This window comes from Sphingomonas sp. ID1715, from assembly GCF_013044515.1.
In the GTDB taxonomy this organism is placed as follows: domain Bacteria; phylum Pseudomonadota; class Alphaproteobacteria; order Sphingomonadales; family Sphingomonadaceae; genus Sphingomonas_B.
The window spans coordinates 60,426-74,999 of the sequence record NZ_JABEPR010000002.1 but is presented as its reverse complement, the minus strand read 5'-3'; the positions used below and the strand labels follow the sequence as shown (position 1 = coordinate 74,999).

Annotated in this window: 20 protein-coding genes and 1 pseudogene; 11 read left to right on the top strand and 10 right to left on the bottom strand. The window is 65.6% G+C overall.

What is annotated here, in order from left to right; translation table 11 throughout:
- Nucleotides 1-19: 19 nt before the first annotated feature.
- From HJG53_RS05310 to serS, 5 genes are all read right to left on the bottom strand, one after another.
- A complete protein-coding gene (locus HJG53_RS05310) occupies nucleotides 20-1,876 on the bottom strand; it encodes a toll/interleukin-1 receptor domain-containing protein (RefSeq protein ID WP_171128351.1) in 1,857 nt (618 codons plus the stop codon).
- On the bottom strand, nucleotides 1,873-2,895 hold the full coding sequence (locus HJG53_RS05305) for a TrkA family potassium uptake protein (protein ID WP_171128349.1): 1,023 nt from the start codon (nucleotides 2,893-2,895) through the stop codon (nucleotides 1,873-1,875). The genes HJG53_RS05310 and HJG53_RS05305 overlap by 4 nt, the downstream gene beginning before the upstream one ends.
- A 3-nt stretch (nucleotides 2,896-2,898) precedes the next feature.
- Complete coding sequence (gene surE, locus HJG53_RS05300; RefSeq protein ID WP_171128347.1) at nucleotides 2,899-3,663, bottom strand: 5'/3'-nucleotidase SurE; 765 nt, start codon at nucleotides 3,661-3,663, stop codon at nucleotides 2,899-2,901.
- A gap of 44 nt (nucleotides 3,664-3,707) precedes the next feature.
- Nucleotides 3,708-4,826 carry an FG-GAP-like repeat-containing protein gene (locus HJG53_RS05295; RefSeq protein ID WP_171129615.1) on the bottom strand — a complete coding sequence of 373 codons (1,119 nt, stop codon included), beginning with the start codon at nucleotides 4,824-4,826 and terminating at the stop codon, nucleotides 3,708-3,710.
- Nucleotides 4,827-4,916: 90 nt separating this feature from the next.
- The gene (gene serS / locus HJG53_RS05290; RefSeq protein ID WP_171128345.1) at nucleotides 4,917-6,185 is read right to left on the bottom strand and encodes a serine--tRNA ligase; all 1,269 of its coding nucleotides are present in this window, start codon (nucleotides 6,183-6,185) and stop codon (nucleotides 4,917-4,919) included.
- Nucleotides 6,186-6,276: 91 nt separating this feature from the next.
- Between serS and HJG53_RS05285 the strand changes: the two genes are divergently transcribed.
- From HJG53_RS05285 to HJG53_RS05275, 3 genes are all read left to right on the top strand, one after another.
- On the top strand, nucleotides 6,277-6,735 hold the full coding sequence (locus tag HJG53_RS05285; protein WP_171128343.1) for a host attachment family protein: 459 nt from the start codon (nucleotides 6,277-6,279) through the stop codon (nucleotides 6,733-6,735).
- Nucleotides 6,736-6,918: 183 nt separating this feature from the next.
- Entirely contained in the window at nucleotides 6,919-7,377 is a 459-nt protein-coding gene (gene dksA / locus HJG53_RS05280) for an RNA polymerase-binding protein DksA (protein ID WP_171128342.1), read from the top strand.
- Between the two features lie 57 nt (nucleotides 7,378-7,434).
- Entirely contained in the window at nucleotides 7,435-7,839 is a 405-nt protein-coding gene (locus tag HJG53_RS05275; protein ID WP_171128340.1) for a PilZ domain-containing protein, read from the top strand.
- A 36-nt stretch (nucleotides 7,840-7,875) separates the two neighbouring features.
- Here HJG53_RS05275 and HJG53_RS05270 read toward each other — a convergent pair whose 3' ends face one another.
- Nucleotides 7,876-8,031, bottom strand: coding sequence for a YdcH family protein (locus HJG53_RS05270; protein ID WP_171128338.1), 156 nt, complete (start codon nucleotides 8,029-8,031; stop codon nucleotides 7,876-7,878).
- 160 nt (nucleotides 8,032-8,191) lie between these two features.
- On the opposite strand from HJG53_RS05270, the gene HJG53_RS05265 reads away from it, so the two are divergent.
- Nucleotides 8,192-8,389: a YdcH family protein gene (locus tag HJG53_RS05265; protein ID WP_171128336.1), complete on the top strand. Its 198-nt coding sequence runs from the start codon at nucleotides 8,192-8,194 to the stop codon at nucleotides 8,387-8,389.
- Between the two features lie 74 nt (nucleotides 8,390-8,463).
- Nucleotides 8,464-8,922: a DUF1465 family protein gene (locus HJG53_RS05260; protein WP_254447564.1), complete on the top strand. Its 459-nt coding sequence runs from the start codon at nucleotides 8,464-8,466 to the stop codon at nucleotides 8,920-8,922.
- 9 nt (nucleotides 8,923-8,931) lie between these two features.
- Here HJG53_RS05260 and HJG53_RS05255 read toward each other — a convergent pair whose 3' ends face one another.
- The 4 genes and pseudogenes from HJG53_RS05255 to HJG53_RS19070 form a co-directional block, all read right to left on the bottom strand.
- On the bottom strand, nucleotides 8,932-9,903 hold the full coding sequence (locus tag HJG53_RS05255; protein ID WP_171128334.1) for a nitronate monooxygenase family protein: 972 nt from the start codon (nucleotides 9,901-9,903) through the stop codon (nucleotides 8,932-8,934).
- Nucleotides 9,904-9,943: 40 nt separating this feature from the next.
- Complete coding sequence (locus HJG53_RS05250; RefSeq protein ID WP_171128332.1) at nucleotides 9,944-10,381, bottom strand: Rrf2 family transcriptional regulator; 438 nt, start codon at nucleotides 10,379-10,381, stop codon at nucleotides 9,944-9,946.
- A gap of 288 nt (nucleotides 10,382-10,669) precedes the next feature.
- Complete coding sequence (locus HJG53_RS18590) at nucleotides 10,670-10,945, bottom strand: hypothetical protein (protein WP_254447563.1); 276 nt, start codon at nucleotides 10,943-10,945, stop codon at nucleotides 10,670-10,672.
- Between the two features lie 83 nt (nucleotides 10,946-11,028).
- Nucleotides 11,029-11,430, bottom strand: a pseudogene (locus HJG53_RS19070) (adenylate/guanylate cyclase domain-containing protein); the annotation flags it as partial.
- Here HJG53_RS19070 and HJG53_RS05240 point away from each other — a divergent pair.
- The 6 genes from HJG53_RS05240 (at nucleotide 11,429) to HJG53_RS05215 (ending at nucleotide 14,551) form a co-directional block, all read left to right on the top strand.
- Entirely contained in the window at nucleotides 11,429-11,746 is a 318-nt protein-coding gene (locus HJG53_RS05240) for an AtpZ/AtpI family protein (protein WP_171128327.1), read from the top strand. The pseudogene HJG53_RS19070 and the gene HJG53_RS05240 overlap by 2 nt on opposite strands.
- Nucleotides 11,747-11,783: 37 nt before the next feature.
- The gene (locus tag HJG53_RS05235; protein WP_171128325.1) at nucleotides 11,784-12,563 is read left to right on the top strand and encodes a F0F1 ATP synthase subunit A; all 780 of its coding nucleotides are present in this window, start codon (nucleotides 11,784-11,786) and stop codon (nucleotides 12,561-12,563) included.
- A gap of 34 nt (nucleotides 12,564-12,597) precedes the next feature.
- Nucleotides 12,598-12,825, top strand: a complete 228-nt coding sequence (locus HJG53_RS05230; protein ID WP_171128323.1) for a F0F1 ATP synthase subunit C — start codon at nucleotides 12,598-12,600, stop codon at nucleotides 12,823-12,825.
- A gap of 49 nt (nucleotides 12,826-12,874) precedes the next feature.
- Entirely contained in the window at nucleotides 12,875-13,369 is a 495-nt protein-coding gene (locus HJG53_RS05225) for an ATPase (protein ID WP_171128321.1), read from the top strand.
- Complete coding sequence (locus HJG53_RS05220) at nucleotides 13,362-13,994, top strand: F0F1 ATP synthase subunit B (RefSeq protein ID WP_171128319.1); 633 nt, start codon at nucleotides 13,362-13,364, stop codon at nucleotides 13,992-13,994. The genes HJG53_RS05225 and HJG53_RS05220 overlap by 8 nt, the downstream gene beginning before the upstream one ends.
- Before the next feature lie 68 nt (nucleotides 13,995-14,062).
- Nucleotides 14,063-14,551 carry a hypothetical protein gene (locus HJG53_RS05215; protein ID WP_171128317.1) on the top strand — a complete coding sequence of 163 codons (489 nt, stop codon included), beginning with the start codon at nucleotides 14,063-14,065 and terminating at the stop codon, nucleotides 14,549-14,551.
- The last annotated feature ends 23 nt before the right edge of the window (nucleotides 14,552-14,574 follow it).

Here is a 14,574-nt window from a genome sequence, read left to right as displayed (position 1 = left end):
ATTAGCGACACCCGCTGTCTCAGCTTGGTGCAGCCAGGGCGGCGCAGCCAGCGCGCGTTTTCGGTAAAGATGGGTCCGAAGGGTCGAGCTTGACCAGAATGGAAAGACCGGCCCGGCAATTCTCGCCGGCCTCGGCGCGCCGTCCTGCTGCCGCTAGGATGCGCGCGCGCACCATCATCAACTCGGCCTGATCGGGATCGATCGCGCCGTAATTCTCGTCATAGATTGACTTGGTGCGTGCAAGCCGCGCCAGGGCGGCATCCACTTTCCCGGCCTTAGCCTCGGCCTCGGCAGCGTAGAAATCAGCGTCGCCCACCGCTGCGTTGCGCGGACCGTAGAGACGCCGGTAGATTGCCCGCGCGCGGTCGAACGCCGTGAGCGCGCCGGCCGTCATGCCCTGCGCCGTCTTGATGCGCCCCTGCAGGATCAGCGCGGCGGCGACGGTCGGGTGATCGCCCTCCAGCACCCGGTCGTAGATGGCCACCGCCTGCGCGATCCGCTGTGCGGCGCGAGCAGCATCTCCGCTCTCGAAATCGGCGAGTGCCTGGTTCTGAAAGGCGTTCGCGGTGAGCACATGGTTGCGGCCATAGGCGGCAGAAAAGCTTTGCTCGGCCTTGGCGAAGAGGCGCTCGGCCTCGGCGAAGCGCTTCAGCCGGACCAGCGACTGACCCTGGCTCATCCACACGCGGCCGAGATCGTTGCGATGATCGCCATCGAGTTGTGCGTAGCGCGTCGCTGCTTCGCCGAGCAGCCGCGCCGACTCGGCATAGCGGCCGGCAAGAACCTCGGTCATGCCCCGCTGCTCGATCACTTCGGCATCAAGTCCGGGCGCATAGGACGCGTTCTTGGGGTAGGAGCGCGCCGCCTCGTCGATCGCGCTGCGCGCAGCCTTCAGGTCGCCGCGCTTATAGGCGACGGCGGCGAGCTTGAGGAGGATGTGCCCGCGTTCCTCGCTCATGCCCTCGGTTTGGGCGAGCGCCGCGCGCAGATCCTTCTCCGCCTCCTTGGGCAGCCCGAGATTAAAATAGATCTCGCCCGTCGCGCGCAGCAGCCGGCTGGAAATCGCCGGCTCTTCCCTGAACTCGTCCGCTGCCCGGCGGCTCGCGCGATTGAGGATGGTCAGCGCGGTGATCGTCCGCGGATTGTCGGTCGCGGGATTGGCGATCGCGAAGGTGCCGATCAGGAACTCGAGGCTGCGGTCGGCGAGCTGTTGCTGGCGCACGGCGATGCGCCGTTGCCCTTCCGCATAGATCGCGAGGCCGATGGTCACGACCATGATCGCTAGTGACGCGCCGGTGATGAACATCATGCGGCGCTGCCGGCGCGCCGCGTCGCGCCGGACCAGCCCGTCCAGCCGGACATCGGACATGCCAGCGATCAGCTTCAGCAGCGCCAGCCGCTTGCCGTCCTTGCCGGGGCGAATGTCGGCCGCGATCGGTTCGGCCGGCGTGTCGGACAGCGATCCGTCGGGCGCCAAATGGAAGCGCAACGCTTCCGGGAAGCACTCGGTGTCGCCGCCGGCATAGGGCTCGCCGGACAGGATCAGCGCTAGCGTGCGATGCTCTCCGTGCAGGCGCTTGAAGGTGAGGATTTCCTCATTGACCCATTTCGACTTGGCTGCACGCGGACTGCACAGGACGATCTGAAACCGGGAATCGGCCAGCGCCGCGCGCAGATGCTCGCCCAGGTCGCCGCTTGCCGGCAGTTCTTCGCGGTCGCGGAAGACCGGCGGCAGCTTCTTCGGCACCGGTCCGAATTCCGACGGCGTGCCGACAAGCTGCTTCGGCATACGGAAGGTTTCGAGCGCCTGGTGCAGCCAGCGTGCGGACGCCTGGTCCGCATGGCTGTAGCTGATGAAGGCGGAATAGCGGCTCATGCAGTGACCGCCGGGACGATCTCGACGACGCGATCGCCGGATTCGAGCCGCTGCGCCTCGGGCTGCCAGAAGCCGATGTCGCGGCCCGCCCGGATGATCCGGACGCCCAGTCCCGTGGTAAGCGATGAGAGTGGCCGGCCTTCTTCATGGCCGGAGATGCAGCGTTCGACCAGCTGCACCCGCCCTGCAGCGCTGGCCAGATCGGTCAGATATTCGGTGGTGTGCGTCCCTTCGCACGATCCGGCGAGCAGCAGTCCCGCGAAGCTGACCGGATTGACTACGGTCGTCGCTCCCGCCTGTCGGGCGAGCAGTTCATTGTCCTCGGCGCGGATGGTCGTGCTGATGCGGATATCAGGCGCCAGGTGCCGGGCCGTCAGGGTGATCAGGATCGCCGTGTCGTCGCGCCCGGCGGTCACCAACAACGTCTCGGCTTCAGCGATGCGCACTGCCTGGAGCGTGGCGTCGCGGGTCGCATCGCCCTGCAGCACGGTGCAGCCGAGGCTTTCCGCCTCGGCCAAGGCTTCGGCCTCGCAATCGACGACGACGACGCGCTCCGCCTTGGTGCCGCGCGCGATCAGCTCTTCCGTCGCCTCCCGCCCGGTCACGCCGAATCCGGCAACGACGATGTGATCCGTCAGCGTCTTTTGAATGATGCGCATGCGCCATTTGTCCCAGGTCCGGCGGATCACGAACGTATAGGCCGTACCGAAAAAGATCATCACGACGAAAATGCGGATCGGCGTGACGACGAAGGCATCGAACATGCGCGCCTGCTCGGTCACCGGCACGATATCGCCATAGCCGGTCGTCGTGACGGAGATCATCGTGAAGTAGAGAATGTCGGTCAGGCTGATCTCGCCGCCGGCACTGTCGCGCAGACCGTCGCGATCCAGCCAGTGCACGCCGACCGCCAGTCCGATCAGCGCCAGCACGAGCAGGATGCGCCAGCCGATCTGGAGCCAGACCGGTGTGCTGGATGGCCGCCGCAAGGTCGGGGGACGCTGCGGCGGCACGCGCATGATCTAGCGGTAAACCTGTTCGAGCGCGGCGAGGCTGGGCCGGTGAGTCAGGTCGAGCTGCAGCGGCGTCACCGAGATATACCCGTCCGCCACCGCTTCGATATCGGTGGCGTGGGCGGGCGTATGGACCATCGGACGCAGGCCGAACCAGAAATAATCATAGCCGCGTGGATCGGTGCGCTGGTCGATACGAGCGCGGCCATAATCGTGAAAGCCCTGCGACACGACGCGAATGCCCTTCACCCGATCGGCGGGCAGGGCGGGGAAGTTCACGTTGATGAGCGTGCGAGGTTCTGACGGTGCGGCCAGCAGGGGCTCCAGCACCCGCTCACCCCAGGCAGTGGCCGCGTCGAACGGCACGGTGTCGCCCATGCCTTCGCGCGCATAGACCTGGCTGAGCGCGATCGAGCGGACGCCCGCCAGCGCGCCTTCCATGGCCGCGGAAACCGTGCCCGAATAAGTGATATCGTCGGCAAGGTTGGCGCCGCGATTGACGCCGGACAGCACCAGGTCCGGCTTCAGCTCTTTCATCAGGTGGCCGACGGCCATCATCACGCTGTCGGTCGGCGTGCCCGTCACGCAGAATCGCCGCTCACCCAGCTTGCGCAGCCGGATCGGCCGGCTCAGCGTTAGCGAATGGCCGGTGCCGGACTGTTCCTCGGCGGGCGCGACCACCCAGATATCGTCGGAAAAGCGGCGGGCGATCTGCTCCAGAACCTTGAGGCCGGCGGCGTTGATGCCGTCATCGTTGGTCAGGAGAATCCGCACGCACTTACTCCGCTGGGTCGAGGCGCCGGCGGGAAGGCGGCGCCTCAGGCGGCGTTAACGGACGCGGCCGGTGCCTGCAATCGCCGCCGCATGCCGAAGCCGGCGGCGGCGAAGCCGGTCAGCATCAGCGCCCAGCTCGCCGGCTCCGGCACCGGCGCGGCGACGCCGGCCACCGACAGGCCGTCAACATAGTTAGGACCGAACGGCGTCAGGAATTCGGTCGCCCCTTGCTGGTCGGCGCGGCCGCCGCCGTTGCGACGCGTGCCGACATCGACCAGACCTAGGGTGCCGCCGCGGCTGGCCATCCCGGTCAGCAGTGTGTCGCGGCCGTTCAGGCGCGCAAAACCGACGTTCACGCCGCCGGTAAAGCCGGGATCGAAGGCGAGGAAGGATCCGAGCAGCCTGGCATCATCAAGCGCGAAGATCCTGACCAGTGGCGCGCTGCCTTCGCCCGCGCCGACGAACAGGGCATGCTGTCCCAGAAAGTCGCCGGTGGCGAGCGACATGCCGCCCGCATAGCCATTCTCGAACGCGAAGAAGTCGGCGCGCACATCGCCGCTCAGGCCATCGAACACGCGCACATGGCCGCCGCCGCCTGCTCCGGCCCCGACGATCACGTCCGCCCGGCCATCGCCGGCGAAATCCCCGACCGCGACACTCACACCGCCGGTGAAGCCATCGCCAAAGGCAAAGAAGCTTTGCCGCACCGATCCATCGGCGCCGCTGAACACACGAACATGCGGCCCGCCGCCCGCTCCGGCGCCGGTCACCACTTCGGCGCGGCCGTCGCCGTCCAGATCTCCGGTCGCGACTTGCACGCCGCCGACGAAACCTGCCTCATAGGCGAAGAAGCTGCGCAATTCGGTGCCGGTGCTTCCGTCGAACACCTTCACGTGCGGACCGCCACCGGGCCCGGCGCCGGTCACCAGGTCGGCGAGACCGTCGCCGTTCACATCGCCCGTCGCGACGCGAACGCCGCCGGTGAAGCTGTTGTAAGGCAGGATGGATGCCAAGGCCTTGCCGCCGGCGTCATAGCCATCCACGCGCGCTATCGAGCTGCCGGCGCCGGTCCCGACGAAAAAGGCCGGCTGCGGCGCTTCCTGGGCCGCGACGGCCGTGCTCAAGCTCAAGGCGACAGCCGCCGCCAGATGGTTCGCGTGCATGTTCGATCTCCCCTGTTGCCGGCGGCCATAGCATGGCCGGCGAGAGGAGTTACCTGGTTACGACCGGTCTAACGAAATCGGCGACGGAGGTCAGGCCGGGCGCAGCTCCGTCACGCCGGCCATATAGGGGTGCAGCGCCTCGGGAATGCGCACGGTGCCGTCGGGCTGCCAACAATTTTCCAGCACCGCGACCAATGTGCGTCCAACTGCCAGGGCCGATCCGTTCAGCGTGTGCACGAACTCCGGCTTGCCGCCTTCGCGCCGGAACCGCGCGTTCATCCGCCGCGCCTGAAAGTCGCCGCAGTTCGAGCAGCTCGAGATCTCGCGATAGCGTTGCTGGCCGGGCAGCCAGACTTCGAGATCGTAGGTCTTGCGGGCACCGAAGCCCATGTCTCCGGTACAGAGCAGCATGCGGCGATAGGGCAGGTCCAGCGCTTCCAGGATCGACTCCGCCGCCCGCGTCATCCGCTCATGCTCTTCGTCCGACGCTTCCGGCGTGACGACCGAGACGAGCTCGGTCTTTTCGAACTGGTGTTGGCGGATGAGCCCTTTGGTGTCGCGGCCCGCCGATCCCGCTTCTGAACGGAAACAGGGCGTCAGCGCGGTGAAGCGGAGCGGCAGTTCTTTCTCGCTCAGCAGCTGGCCGAGCACGAGGCTGGTCAGGCTCACTTCCGCGGTCGGTATCAGCCAGCGACCGTCTGTGGTCTGGAAGGAATCTTCAGCGAACTTCGGCAGCTTGTCCGTGCCGTACATCGCCTGATCGCGAACCAGCAGCGGCGGGTTGACCTCGGTATAGCCCCACTCGCTCGTGTTCCTGTCGAGCATGAACTGCCCGATCGCGCGATTGAGACGGGCAATGCCGCCCTTGAGCACCGCGAAGCGTGCGCCGGCGATCGCCGCTGCGCTCTCAAAATCGAGGCCGAGCGCAGGGCCGAAATCGGCATGTTCGGGATAGTCGCCCTCGCGCGGCGTACCCCAGCGCTTCATCTCGACATTGCTATTCTCGTCTGCGCCTTCGGGAACGTCGGCTGCCGGGATGTTCGGGATGACGGCGAGGTTGGCTTCGAGCGCCGTGTCCGCTTCCCGCGCGGCCTCTTCCAGCTGCGGCACCTGCTCCTTCAGCGCAGCGACCTCCGCCATCAGCGTGGCGGCCTCGTCGTCGCGCTTCTGTGCCTTGGCGATGCCGATCGCCTTCGAGGTCTCGTTGCGCCGGGCGAGCGAAGCCTGCAGCTCAGTCTGCGCGGATCGGCGGCGCTCGTCGAGAGCGATCAGCGCGGCCGAGACCGGCTCCAGCCCACGGCGCGCCAAGCCGGCGTCGAAGGCTGCGGGATCGTCGCGGATCAGGCGGATATCGTGCATCCGGCGCGGCTAGCGAGGGCAGGGGAGGCGCGCAACCCCGACGGCGGGGCAGGCGTTCAGTGGCCGATCAAGCGAAGATGGAGGTTCCCCGATGCAGATCCCGAACAACGGCTATGTGCTCGTCGCCGACGGCCGCAAGATGCTGTTCTTCCGCAACGAGGGCGACGAAGCCTATCCGAACCTGCAGGTGGTCACCGCGACCGAGCAGAAGAATCCGAAGACTGCCGATCAAGGCACGGATGAGCCCGGCACGACCTTTTCCAGCTCTGGCACGATGGGTTACCGTACGGGCGGCCGCAGCGCCTATTCCGACACCGACTTTCATACGCTCGAAGAGACGCGCTTTGCCGAGGACGCGGCCGCCATGCTGAAGGAACGTGCGTTGGCGAACGCTTTTGAGAGCCTGTTGATTGTCGCCCCGCCCTCCACGCTGGGCGACCTGCGCAAGCACTACCACAAGGAAGTCGAGCGCCGACTGGTCGGCGAGATCGCCAAGGACCTGACCAACCACCCGGTGGATCAGATCGAGAGGATCATTTCCGAGGCGTGAATTCGTCGCCCGCAGCAAGTTCCCGCAAGATGCGGTAAGCCGAGTGCCAATGCGACGAAACGAAAGACGCTTCTGATTCCGCTGCTTGTGCGGAGTCTTGCGCACGCGTATAGGCCGCACCCGGGCAAAAGGGGCGCGGACCCCACATCATAGTTGGGCCGCGACGGTGGAGCGGAGACGATTATGGCGACGGCGTTGAGTAGCGTTGAGGCGGGCGGCAAACTGCCGACGCCGGTCAATGACGACGATTATCGGCCCAGCGCCGACGAACCGTTCATGAATGCGCGGCAGGTCGAGTATTTCCGCCGCAAGCTGATCAACTGGAAGGAAGACATCCTCCGCGAAGCGAAGGATACGCTGGCGCATTTGCAGACGGAGTCGCTGCGGGAGCCCGACGTGACCGATCGCGCATCGAGCGAAACCGATTGGTCGATCGAACTGCGCACGCGCGACCGGCAGCGTAAGCTCATTTCCAAGATCGATGCCGCGCTGCGCCGGATCGACGAAGGCGAATATGGCTATTGCGAAGTGACCGGCGAACCGATCTCGCTCGCTCGTCTGGAGGCCCGGCCGATCGCCACGATGACGGTTGAGGCGCAGGAGAAGCACGAGCGGCAGGAAAAGGTGTCGCGCGACGAATAACTTCGAAATTCCCGATCTTTACCGATTGTCGATCTATTCCCGGCATCAGGCTGGACCATGCAGCATGATCCCGAAACGAACACCGACTCGGCCAGCGACCGAGCATCCGAACGGCGCGCCTTTTTTCTGACCACGACCCTGTTCGGACTGGATCAGGGCAGCGTCGGTGCACGCGTCCGCAACCTGTCTGCGGGCGGCATGATGATCGAATTGGCCGAAGAGCCCGAGCCTGAAATCGTGCGCGGCCAACGCCTGACCGCCGAGCTGCGCAATATCGGCCGGGTAAAGGGCGAGATTGCCTGGTGCGAGGGTCGCCGCTTCGGCATCCGCTTCGATCGCGAGATCGATCCCGAAGCTGCACGCAAGCCAGTATCGAATGGGGCGAGCACACCGGATTTCATCAAGCCCGTGCTAGTGCCCGGTCGCGCGCTCAAATATGTGGAAGGTCTGGGCCGCCGCTAGGCGCCGGCCGGCCGGCCGGCGCCGCGACGTCCGGGATCAGGTCCGCGCCATCTCGTCCTTGAGACGGAGCTTCTGCTTCTTGAGGCTGGCGACGGTGCTGTCGTCGGGGTGAGGTCGTTGCAGTTCGCTGACAATCAGGGCTTCCAGCCCCGCATGCTTGGCTTGAAGGGCTGCCAGATGCGAATTGTCCATTGCGAGACTCTCCTCTTCGTTTCGCCGATGGGGAAGGAAGTTAATCACAGCTTTGGGCCCCTGTCTTGCGCTATGTGACAGCATTGCGACGAACCGTCTCGGCGCGTGCGATGGGCCGCTTGAGCCGGTGCCGGAACCTGCCTAGTCTGCCCTGATGGGCATGAGCGAGGAAGAGATTGAGCGGCGCCTTGGCGTGCTGCGGATCGAACATCGCGACCTCGACGACTCGATTTCCGCGCTGATGGCGAGCGCGCATGTCGATCAGCTGCAGCTTGCGCGGCTGAAGCGCCGGAAGCTCCGGCTGAAGGACGAGATCGCGCTGCTGGAAGACCAGCTGATACCCGATATCATCGCGTGACCCCGCCCCAGAACGGGACGGCGTTTACCGCGAAGCGACATTCCGGCGGCGCCCCGTCTGTGGCAGAATGAGCCATGCCTTTGGAACAGACCAAGAAACTGATGACCGCGCGGCTCGTTGACAGCCTCTACACCGAGGCGATGGTGCTGGCGGACGAAGCGCGGAGCTATTTCGACGAGATCGGCCGCGCCGACCGCGACGGCCTTGCGCCGATCGATCGGGTCGCCTTCTCCTGCGAGTCGCTGAAAGTGACGACGCGGCTGATGCACGTTATCGCCTGGCTTCTGACCCGCAAGGCAGTGGCGGCCGGCGAAATCCCCGAGCGGGCGGCCACGCATGAGTCGCGGCGACTTGGCCAGGCCGCAGGCAGCGATGCTGCCGCGATTGCCGCGCTGCCGCCGGCAGCCCGGGAGATCGCGGCGGGAAGCATCGACCTTTACGACCGCGTCTCCCGCATCGACCAGGAGATGATCGAGCCCGAGCCCGACAGTCCGGCGCTCGACCTGATCCGACGGCTCGAACAGGCGCTTTGACGCAAGCTGCTAAGTCCTGACTTTGGCCTGCAGCTCGGCATAGGCGGCGCGATATTCCCGCTCCAGCCGATCGACGCGGTCGGCGACGCTTTCTACGGCGGTCACAGCGCCTATGCCCTGGCCCGAGCCCCAGATGTCACGCCACGCCTTTTTGGCCTGGTTCGCCCCGCCGCCGAAATCCATCGTCTTGTAATCGCCCTCGGGCAGGTTGTCGGGGTCGAGCCCGGCCGCTTCGATCGACTGGCGCAGATAGTTGCCGTGCACGCCGGTGAAGAGGTTGGAATAGACGATGTCCGACGCGCGGCCGGCGACGATCCCCGCCTTGTAACCGGGATCGGCATTGGCCTCGGCCGTCGCGATGAACGCCGACCCGATATAGGCGAGGTCGGCACCGCAGGCCTGGGCGGCAAGGACGGAGCGCCCGGTCGCGATGGCACCGGACAGCGCGATGGGGCCATCGAACCACTCCCGGATTTCGGAGACGAGCGCGAAGGGCGACTGTACGCCGGCATGGCCGCCCGCCCCGGCCGCAACCGGAATGAGGCCATCGGCACCCTTTTCGATCGCCTTGCGCGCGAAGCGGTCGTTGATGACATCATGAAGCGTGATGCCGCCCCAGCCATGCACCGTCTGGTTCAAATCCTCACGCGCGCCTAGGGACGTGATCACGATCGGTACCTGCCACTTGGCGCAGGTCTCGACATCCTGTTCCAGTCGGTCGTTCGACTTGTGCACGATCTGGTTGACGGCGAAAGGCGCCGCGGGCCGGTCCGGATGATCGCGATTATGCTGGGCAAGCTCTTCGGTGATCCGGTGCAGCCATTCGTCCAGCAGCGACTGAGGCCGCGCATTGAGCGCCGGGAAGGACCCGACGATCCCCGCCTTGCACTGCGCGATGACGAGATCGGGTCCCGAGACGATGAACAGCGGCGAGCCGATGATCGGCAGGCGCAGGCGGTCGAAGATCGGCGGCAGGCTCATGCCGGTTTCATAGCGAAACGAAACCGCGCGACAATGCTCGCTATTCCGCCGCTACGTCTTCCAAGGGAACCGGCACGGGATCAGACAGGCGAATCGTGTCGAGGATCCGCGCCATCTCGTCCCGAACCTTCAGCATTACCCAGTGAATGCGGCATTGTTCCTGGGAGACGCAGTTCTTGCACGGCTCATAGGCGAGCCGGCTCGCGCACGGCACCAGCGCCAGGCTGCCGCGCGTCAGCCGGATGATGTCGCCATAGCTGATCTCCGAGGGCCGTTTGGCGAGCCAATAGCCGCCGTCCTTGCCGCGCTGCGTCTCGACGAGGCCGGCGCGCCCCATTTCGGACAGGATAACGGTCAGGAACTTCGCCGGGATGTTCTGCGCGACCGAAATTTCCGTCAGTTGGACCGGCCCTTTGCCGAACCGGTCGGACAGGTGCAGCAGCGCCCGGATGGCGTAGCGAGTCCGTTGCGAAAGCATGCCAAGCCAAATGGCGGAAAAGCACCGAATTTTCAACCTGCCGATCGAACCGGCGGCCGATGCGATGAAATGCCCGACCCGAGGCGATTTGAGCAGGTTTTCCACAGCCGAGATGCTAAGCTGTGGATTGCCGACTCGCTGCCCTTTGCGGTGGCGATGCCGGGGGAGAAGAGCAATGTCGGAGTCGCAGTCTGACTATTGGGCGCGGAGGGCAGATGAACATGCCCGGCTGGCCCAGACGAGTTCGCATCACGCAGCGCACGCCGCGCACGAGACGCTCGCCCGCGCCTATCGGCGCAGAGCCGAGGAACGCAGACTTGCCGACTGAGCGGCGGACTGGCCGCCCAGATCGTCCCAGACCCCGTCCCATTGCGGCGGCGGCGGCATGTCTTGCAGCTGTGTGGCGCGATTGAGCATCGTCGCGGTCGGGCCGTCCTTCGGATAATCGTCGGAAAGCGCCGCGAAAGCGGAGCGGGCGGCGCTCCAGCGACGTTCGGCGAACAGCCGCATCGCCTCGGCATATCGGCCGAATAGGTCCATGTCGGCGACGTCGATAAAGCGCACTTCGAAAATGCGGACCGGTTCCCGCCGGCCACGGACCCGCACCGCGTCGGGGGGCGCAGCGAGAAGCTGTCGCCCAGCGCTGCCACCGTCCGGCCGCAGGCAATCACCAGGACGCCATAGATTTTCGTCAAGCCCTGCAGGCGCGACGCAAGGTTCACGCTGTCGCCGATGACCGTATAGTCCATCCGCTTCAGCGATCCGATGGTACCTGCGACCACGTTTCCCATGGCAATGCCGCAGCCGAGCCGGATTGCGCTGGCGTGAAGTTCGTCGTCATCGGACGCCTCTCCCCCGAAGGCGGCACGATGGTGGATCGTTCTGCGCCAACGATCAAGCACCAGAAGCGGCGTTGACGGGTGTGCCGTGTTGACACCCCCCGACTCCTCACCTAATCGGGCCGCGCCTTGGCGGGGTCGCTCGCCTCCGTGCGTTTTTCGCTCTCCGTGAAGGTCCACGAGACCTCGCTTTACGAGGAGAAGACGCATGGCGGAGAACGAGCCCGGTCTGGACCCGATCCGCGAGGATGCGCGGCTGGAAACGCTCGACGAGCGGTTGCAGCGCGCCCGAACGGAGGAGGCGGTCAGGTCAGGCGAGACGCGCGACAAGGGCGAGGCTGATTACAACCTCGGCAATCGCGTTCTTGCCGAACTGATCGGCGGCATGGCCGGAGGAGCGCTGATCGGCTGGGTGCTGGATCGCTTTCTCGGGACATCCCCATGGCTCCTGCTCACGCTGCTGTTCCTCGGAATAGTGGTCGCGTTCAGGAACATCATCCGGATTTCGAACCAGCGCTCGAAGTGATCTTCGGGCGCTTGGCTTAGTTTAAGGGTCGGAAACGTTGGCGAGTGGCGGCAAGATCGATCCGATGCACCAGTTCGAGGTGCAGACGATCGCGAACGGCTTCAACCTGGGCGGTCAGCAGATCGCCTTCACCAACAGCGCCGCGTGGATGCTGGTTACGGTCGTCGTGCTGTGGCTGTTCATGCTCGGCGGGATGAAGCGCGCGCTGGTGCCCGGCCGCTGGCAGATGATGGTCGAGAATTTCACCGGCTTCATCGACAACATGCTGAAGGCGAACATCGGCAAGGACGGGCGGAAATACTTGCCCTACGTCTTCTCGCTGTTCATGTTCATCCTGTTCGCCAATCTGCTCGGCCTGTTGCCGCTCGGCCTGGTCGGTATTCACCCGTTCACCTTCACCAGCCACTTCACCGTCACCGGCGTGCTGGCGATCATGAGCTTCTCGATCGTGCTGATCGTGGGTTTCTTCAAGCATGGTCTGAAGTTCTTCAGCCTGTTCGTGCCGCACGGTACGCCGCTGTGGCTGATCTGGCTTATCCCGGTGATCGAGTTCGTGTCGTTCATGGTCCGGCCCTTCTCGCTCGGGCTACGGCTGTTCGTCGCCATGACCGCGGGCCACGTGCTGCTGAAGGTGCTGGCCGGCTTCGTGATCAACTCGACCAATGCGGGCGCGGGCTTTGGGCTCGGCGTCGGTATCCCCAGCTTCGTACTGATGATCGGCATTTCCGCGCTCGAAGTGCTGGTCGCCGGCATCCAGGCCTATGTCTTCGCGCTGTTGACGTCGCTTTACATCAACGACGCCGAACATCTTCACTAAACCCGTCAACGTTTTACACGCAGGAGTTACTATAATGGACGCAGAAGCAGCCAAGCTCGTTGGTGCCGGTCTCGCCGCGATCGGCGCCGGCATGGCCGCCATCGGTGTGGGCACCGTGTTCGGCAACTTCCTTGAAGGCGCGCTACGCAATCCGGGCGCGGCCGACAGCCAGCAGGGCCGTCTGTTCATCGGCTTCGCGGCCGCCGAGCTGCTGGGTCTCCTCGCCTTCGTCGTGGCGATGATCCTGATCTTCGTTGCCTAACTGATCCGACCGGGCACTCGCATGCGGGTGCCCGGTCCGAGAGGGTAAGATGCCTCAGATTTCCCAGCTCGCGGCGACCTATGCGTCGCAGATTTTCTGGCTGCTGCTGACTTTCGGCATCGTGTTCGTGGTGATCGGCCTCGGCATGGTTCCGAAGATCCAGGCCAATGTCGACCAGCGCGACCAGACCGTCACCGGCGATCTGGCGGCGGCCGAGGCGGCGCGGGCGGCGGCCGACCGGGCGGAGGAAGAGTGGCGGACCCGCGAGAATGCCATCCGTGCCGATGCACAAAAGGTGATCGGCGAAGCGCGTGCGACCGCTGCCAAGGCGACGGAACAGACGCTTGCCGCCGCCAATGAGCGGATCGCGTCTCGTCTGACGGCGGAAGAGGCGCGGATCGCCGATGCCAGCAGGGCGGCGATGGGCGAGATTGAAGCCGTCGCAGCCGAGGCCGCGCAGACCATCGTGTCCCGCCTGTCGGGCGCGAATGTCAGCGAAGCGGAAGCGCGCGATGCAGTGAAGGCAGTGCTGGCCAATGGCTGAGAATGTGAGCGCCGGGTCGGCGGAAGTGGCCCACAACCTGTCCGAAGCCGACAAGCTCCAGGGCTCTCCGCACACCGGCGGCGAGGCGCTGGAAGGGCATGCCGGCGGTGTCGGCGAGACCAACCACCCGGATCCCGCCGCGCTCGGCATGGATGCGACCGCCTGGGTCTCCCTGGCGATGGTCGTCTTCATCGTCATCCTGCTGTTGAAGAAGGTGCCGGGCCTGATTACGCGCGGGCTGGACAACCAGATCGCCGCGATCCGCCAGCGGCTCGACGAGGCCAAGACCCTGCGCGCGGAGGCCGAGGCCCTGCGCGACGAATATGCGCGCAAGATCGCTGGCGCCGAGCAGGACGCGGCGAAGATCGTCGCCCATGCGCAGGAAGAGTCAAAGACGCTGATCGCGGACGCCGAGCAGAAGGCGAACGAGCTCAGCGCCCGCCGCGTAAAGATGGCCGAGGACAAGATCGCAGCAGCCGAGCGTCAGGCGATTGCCGAGGTCCGCGCCAAGGCAGCCGAGGCGGCAGCGGCAGCGGCCGCCAAGCTGATCGCCGAGCGCCACGATGCCAATGCCGACAAGGCGCTGGTGGACCGCACGATCTCCGGGCTCGGGTCCGTCCACTAGGCACCGGCGGCGTGGCGGCCTCTCACGCTACCTGCCAGGCCTCTCCCGAAAGCGGGGGAGGCCTTCTCATGTTCAAACAGCTTGTCGTCGCTGCGAGTGTCGCGATCTCGGCTCCGGCACTTGCGGAAGCCTGTCCGGAGCCGGCCGGCTGGGCTGTGCCGGAGCGTCATGCCGCCGCTCGGGTGCCGAGTTTTCGTTTTGCCCTGAAGCCTGAGACGGCGCACCAGCTCCAGCTGCTTCCGAGCGGGCAGGTTAAACTCGCAACAGGAAATGCTCGCAAGCCAGCTGTCGGCGGTTATGCCGGGCTCGCCGCTATCGACGTAGCCCAGGCGGGGACGCTCGATGTGCTGCTGTCCGGCAAAGCCTATGTGGACCTGGTCCGGGACGGCAAGACCGTCGTCGCCTCGGCGCACCGGCATTTAGGCTGCGGCGGTATCTTCAAGCGGGTCAGCTTCGAGGTCGTACCTGGCCGCTATATCGTCCAGCTGACCAATAGCGCGGCGCGTTCAGTCCGGCTCGCGACCATCGCGCATCCGACCGGCACGAAAAGGAAATAGCTTGTGTTAGCCGGCGGTTACCT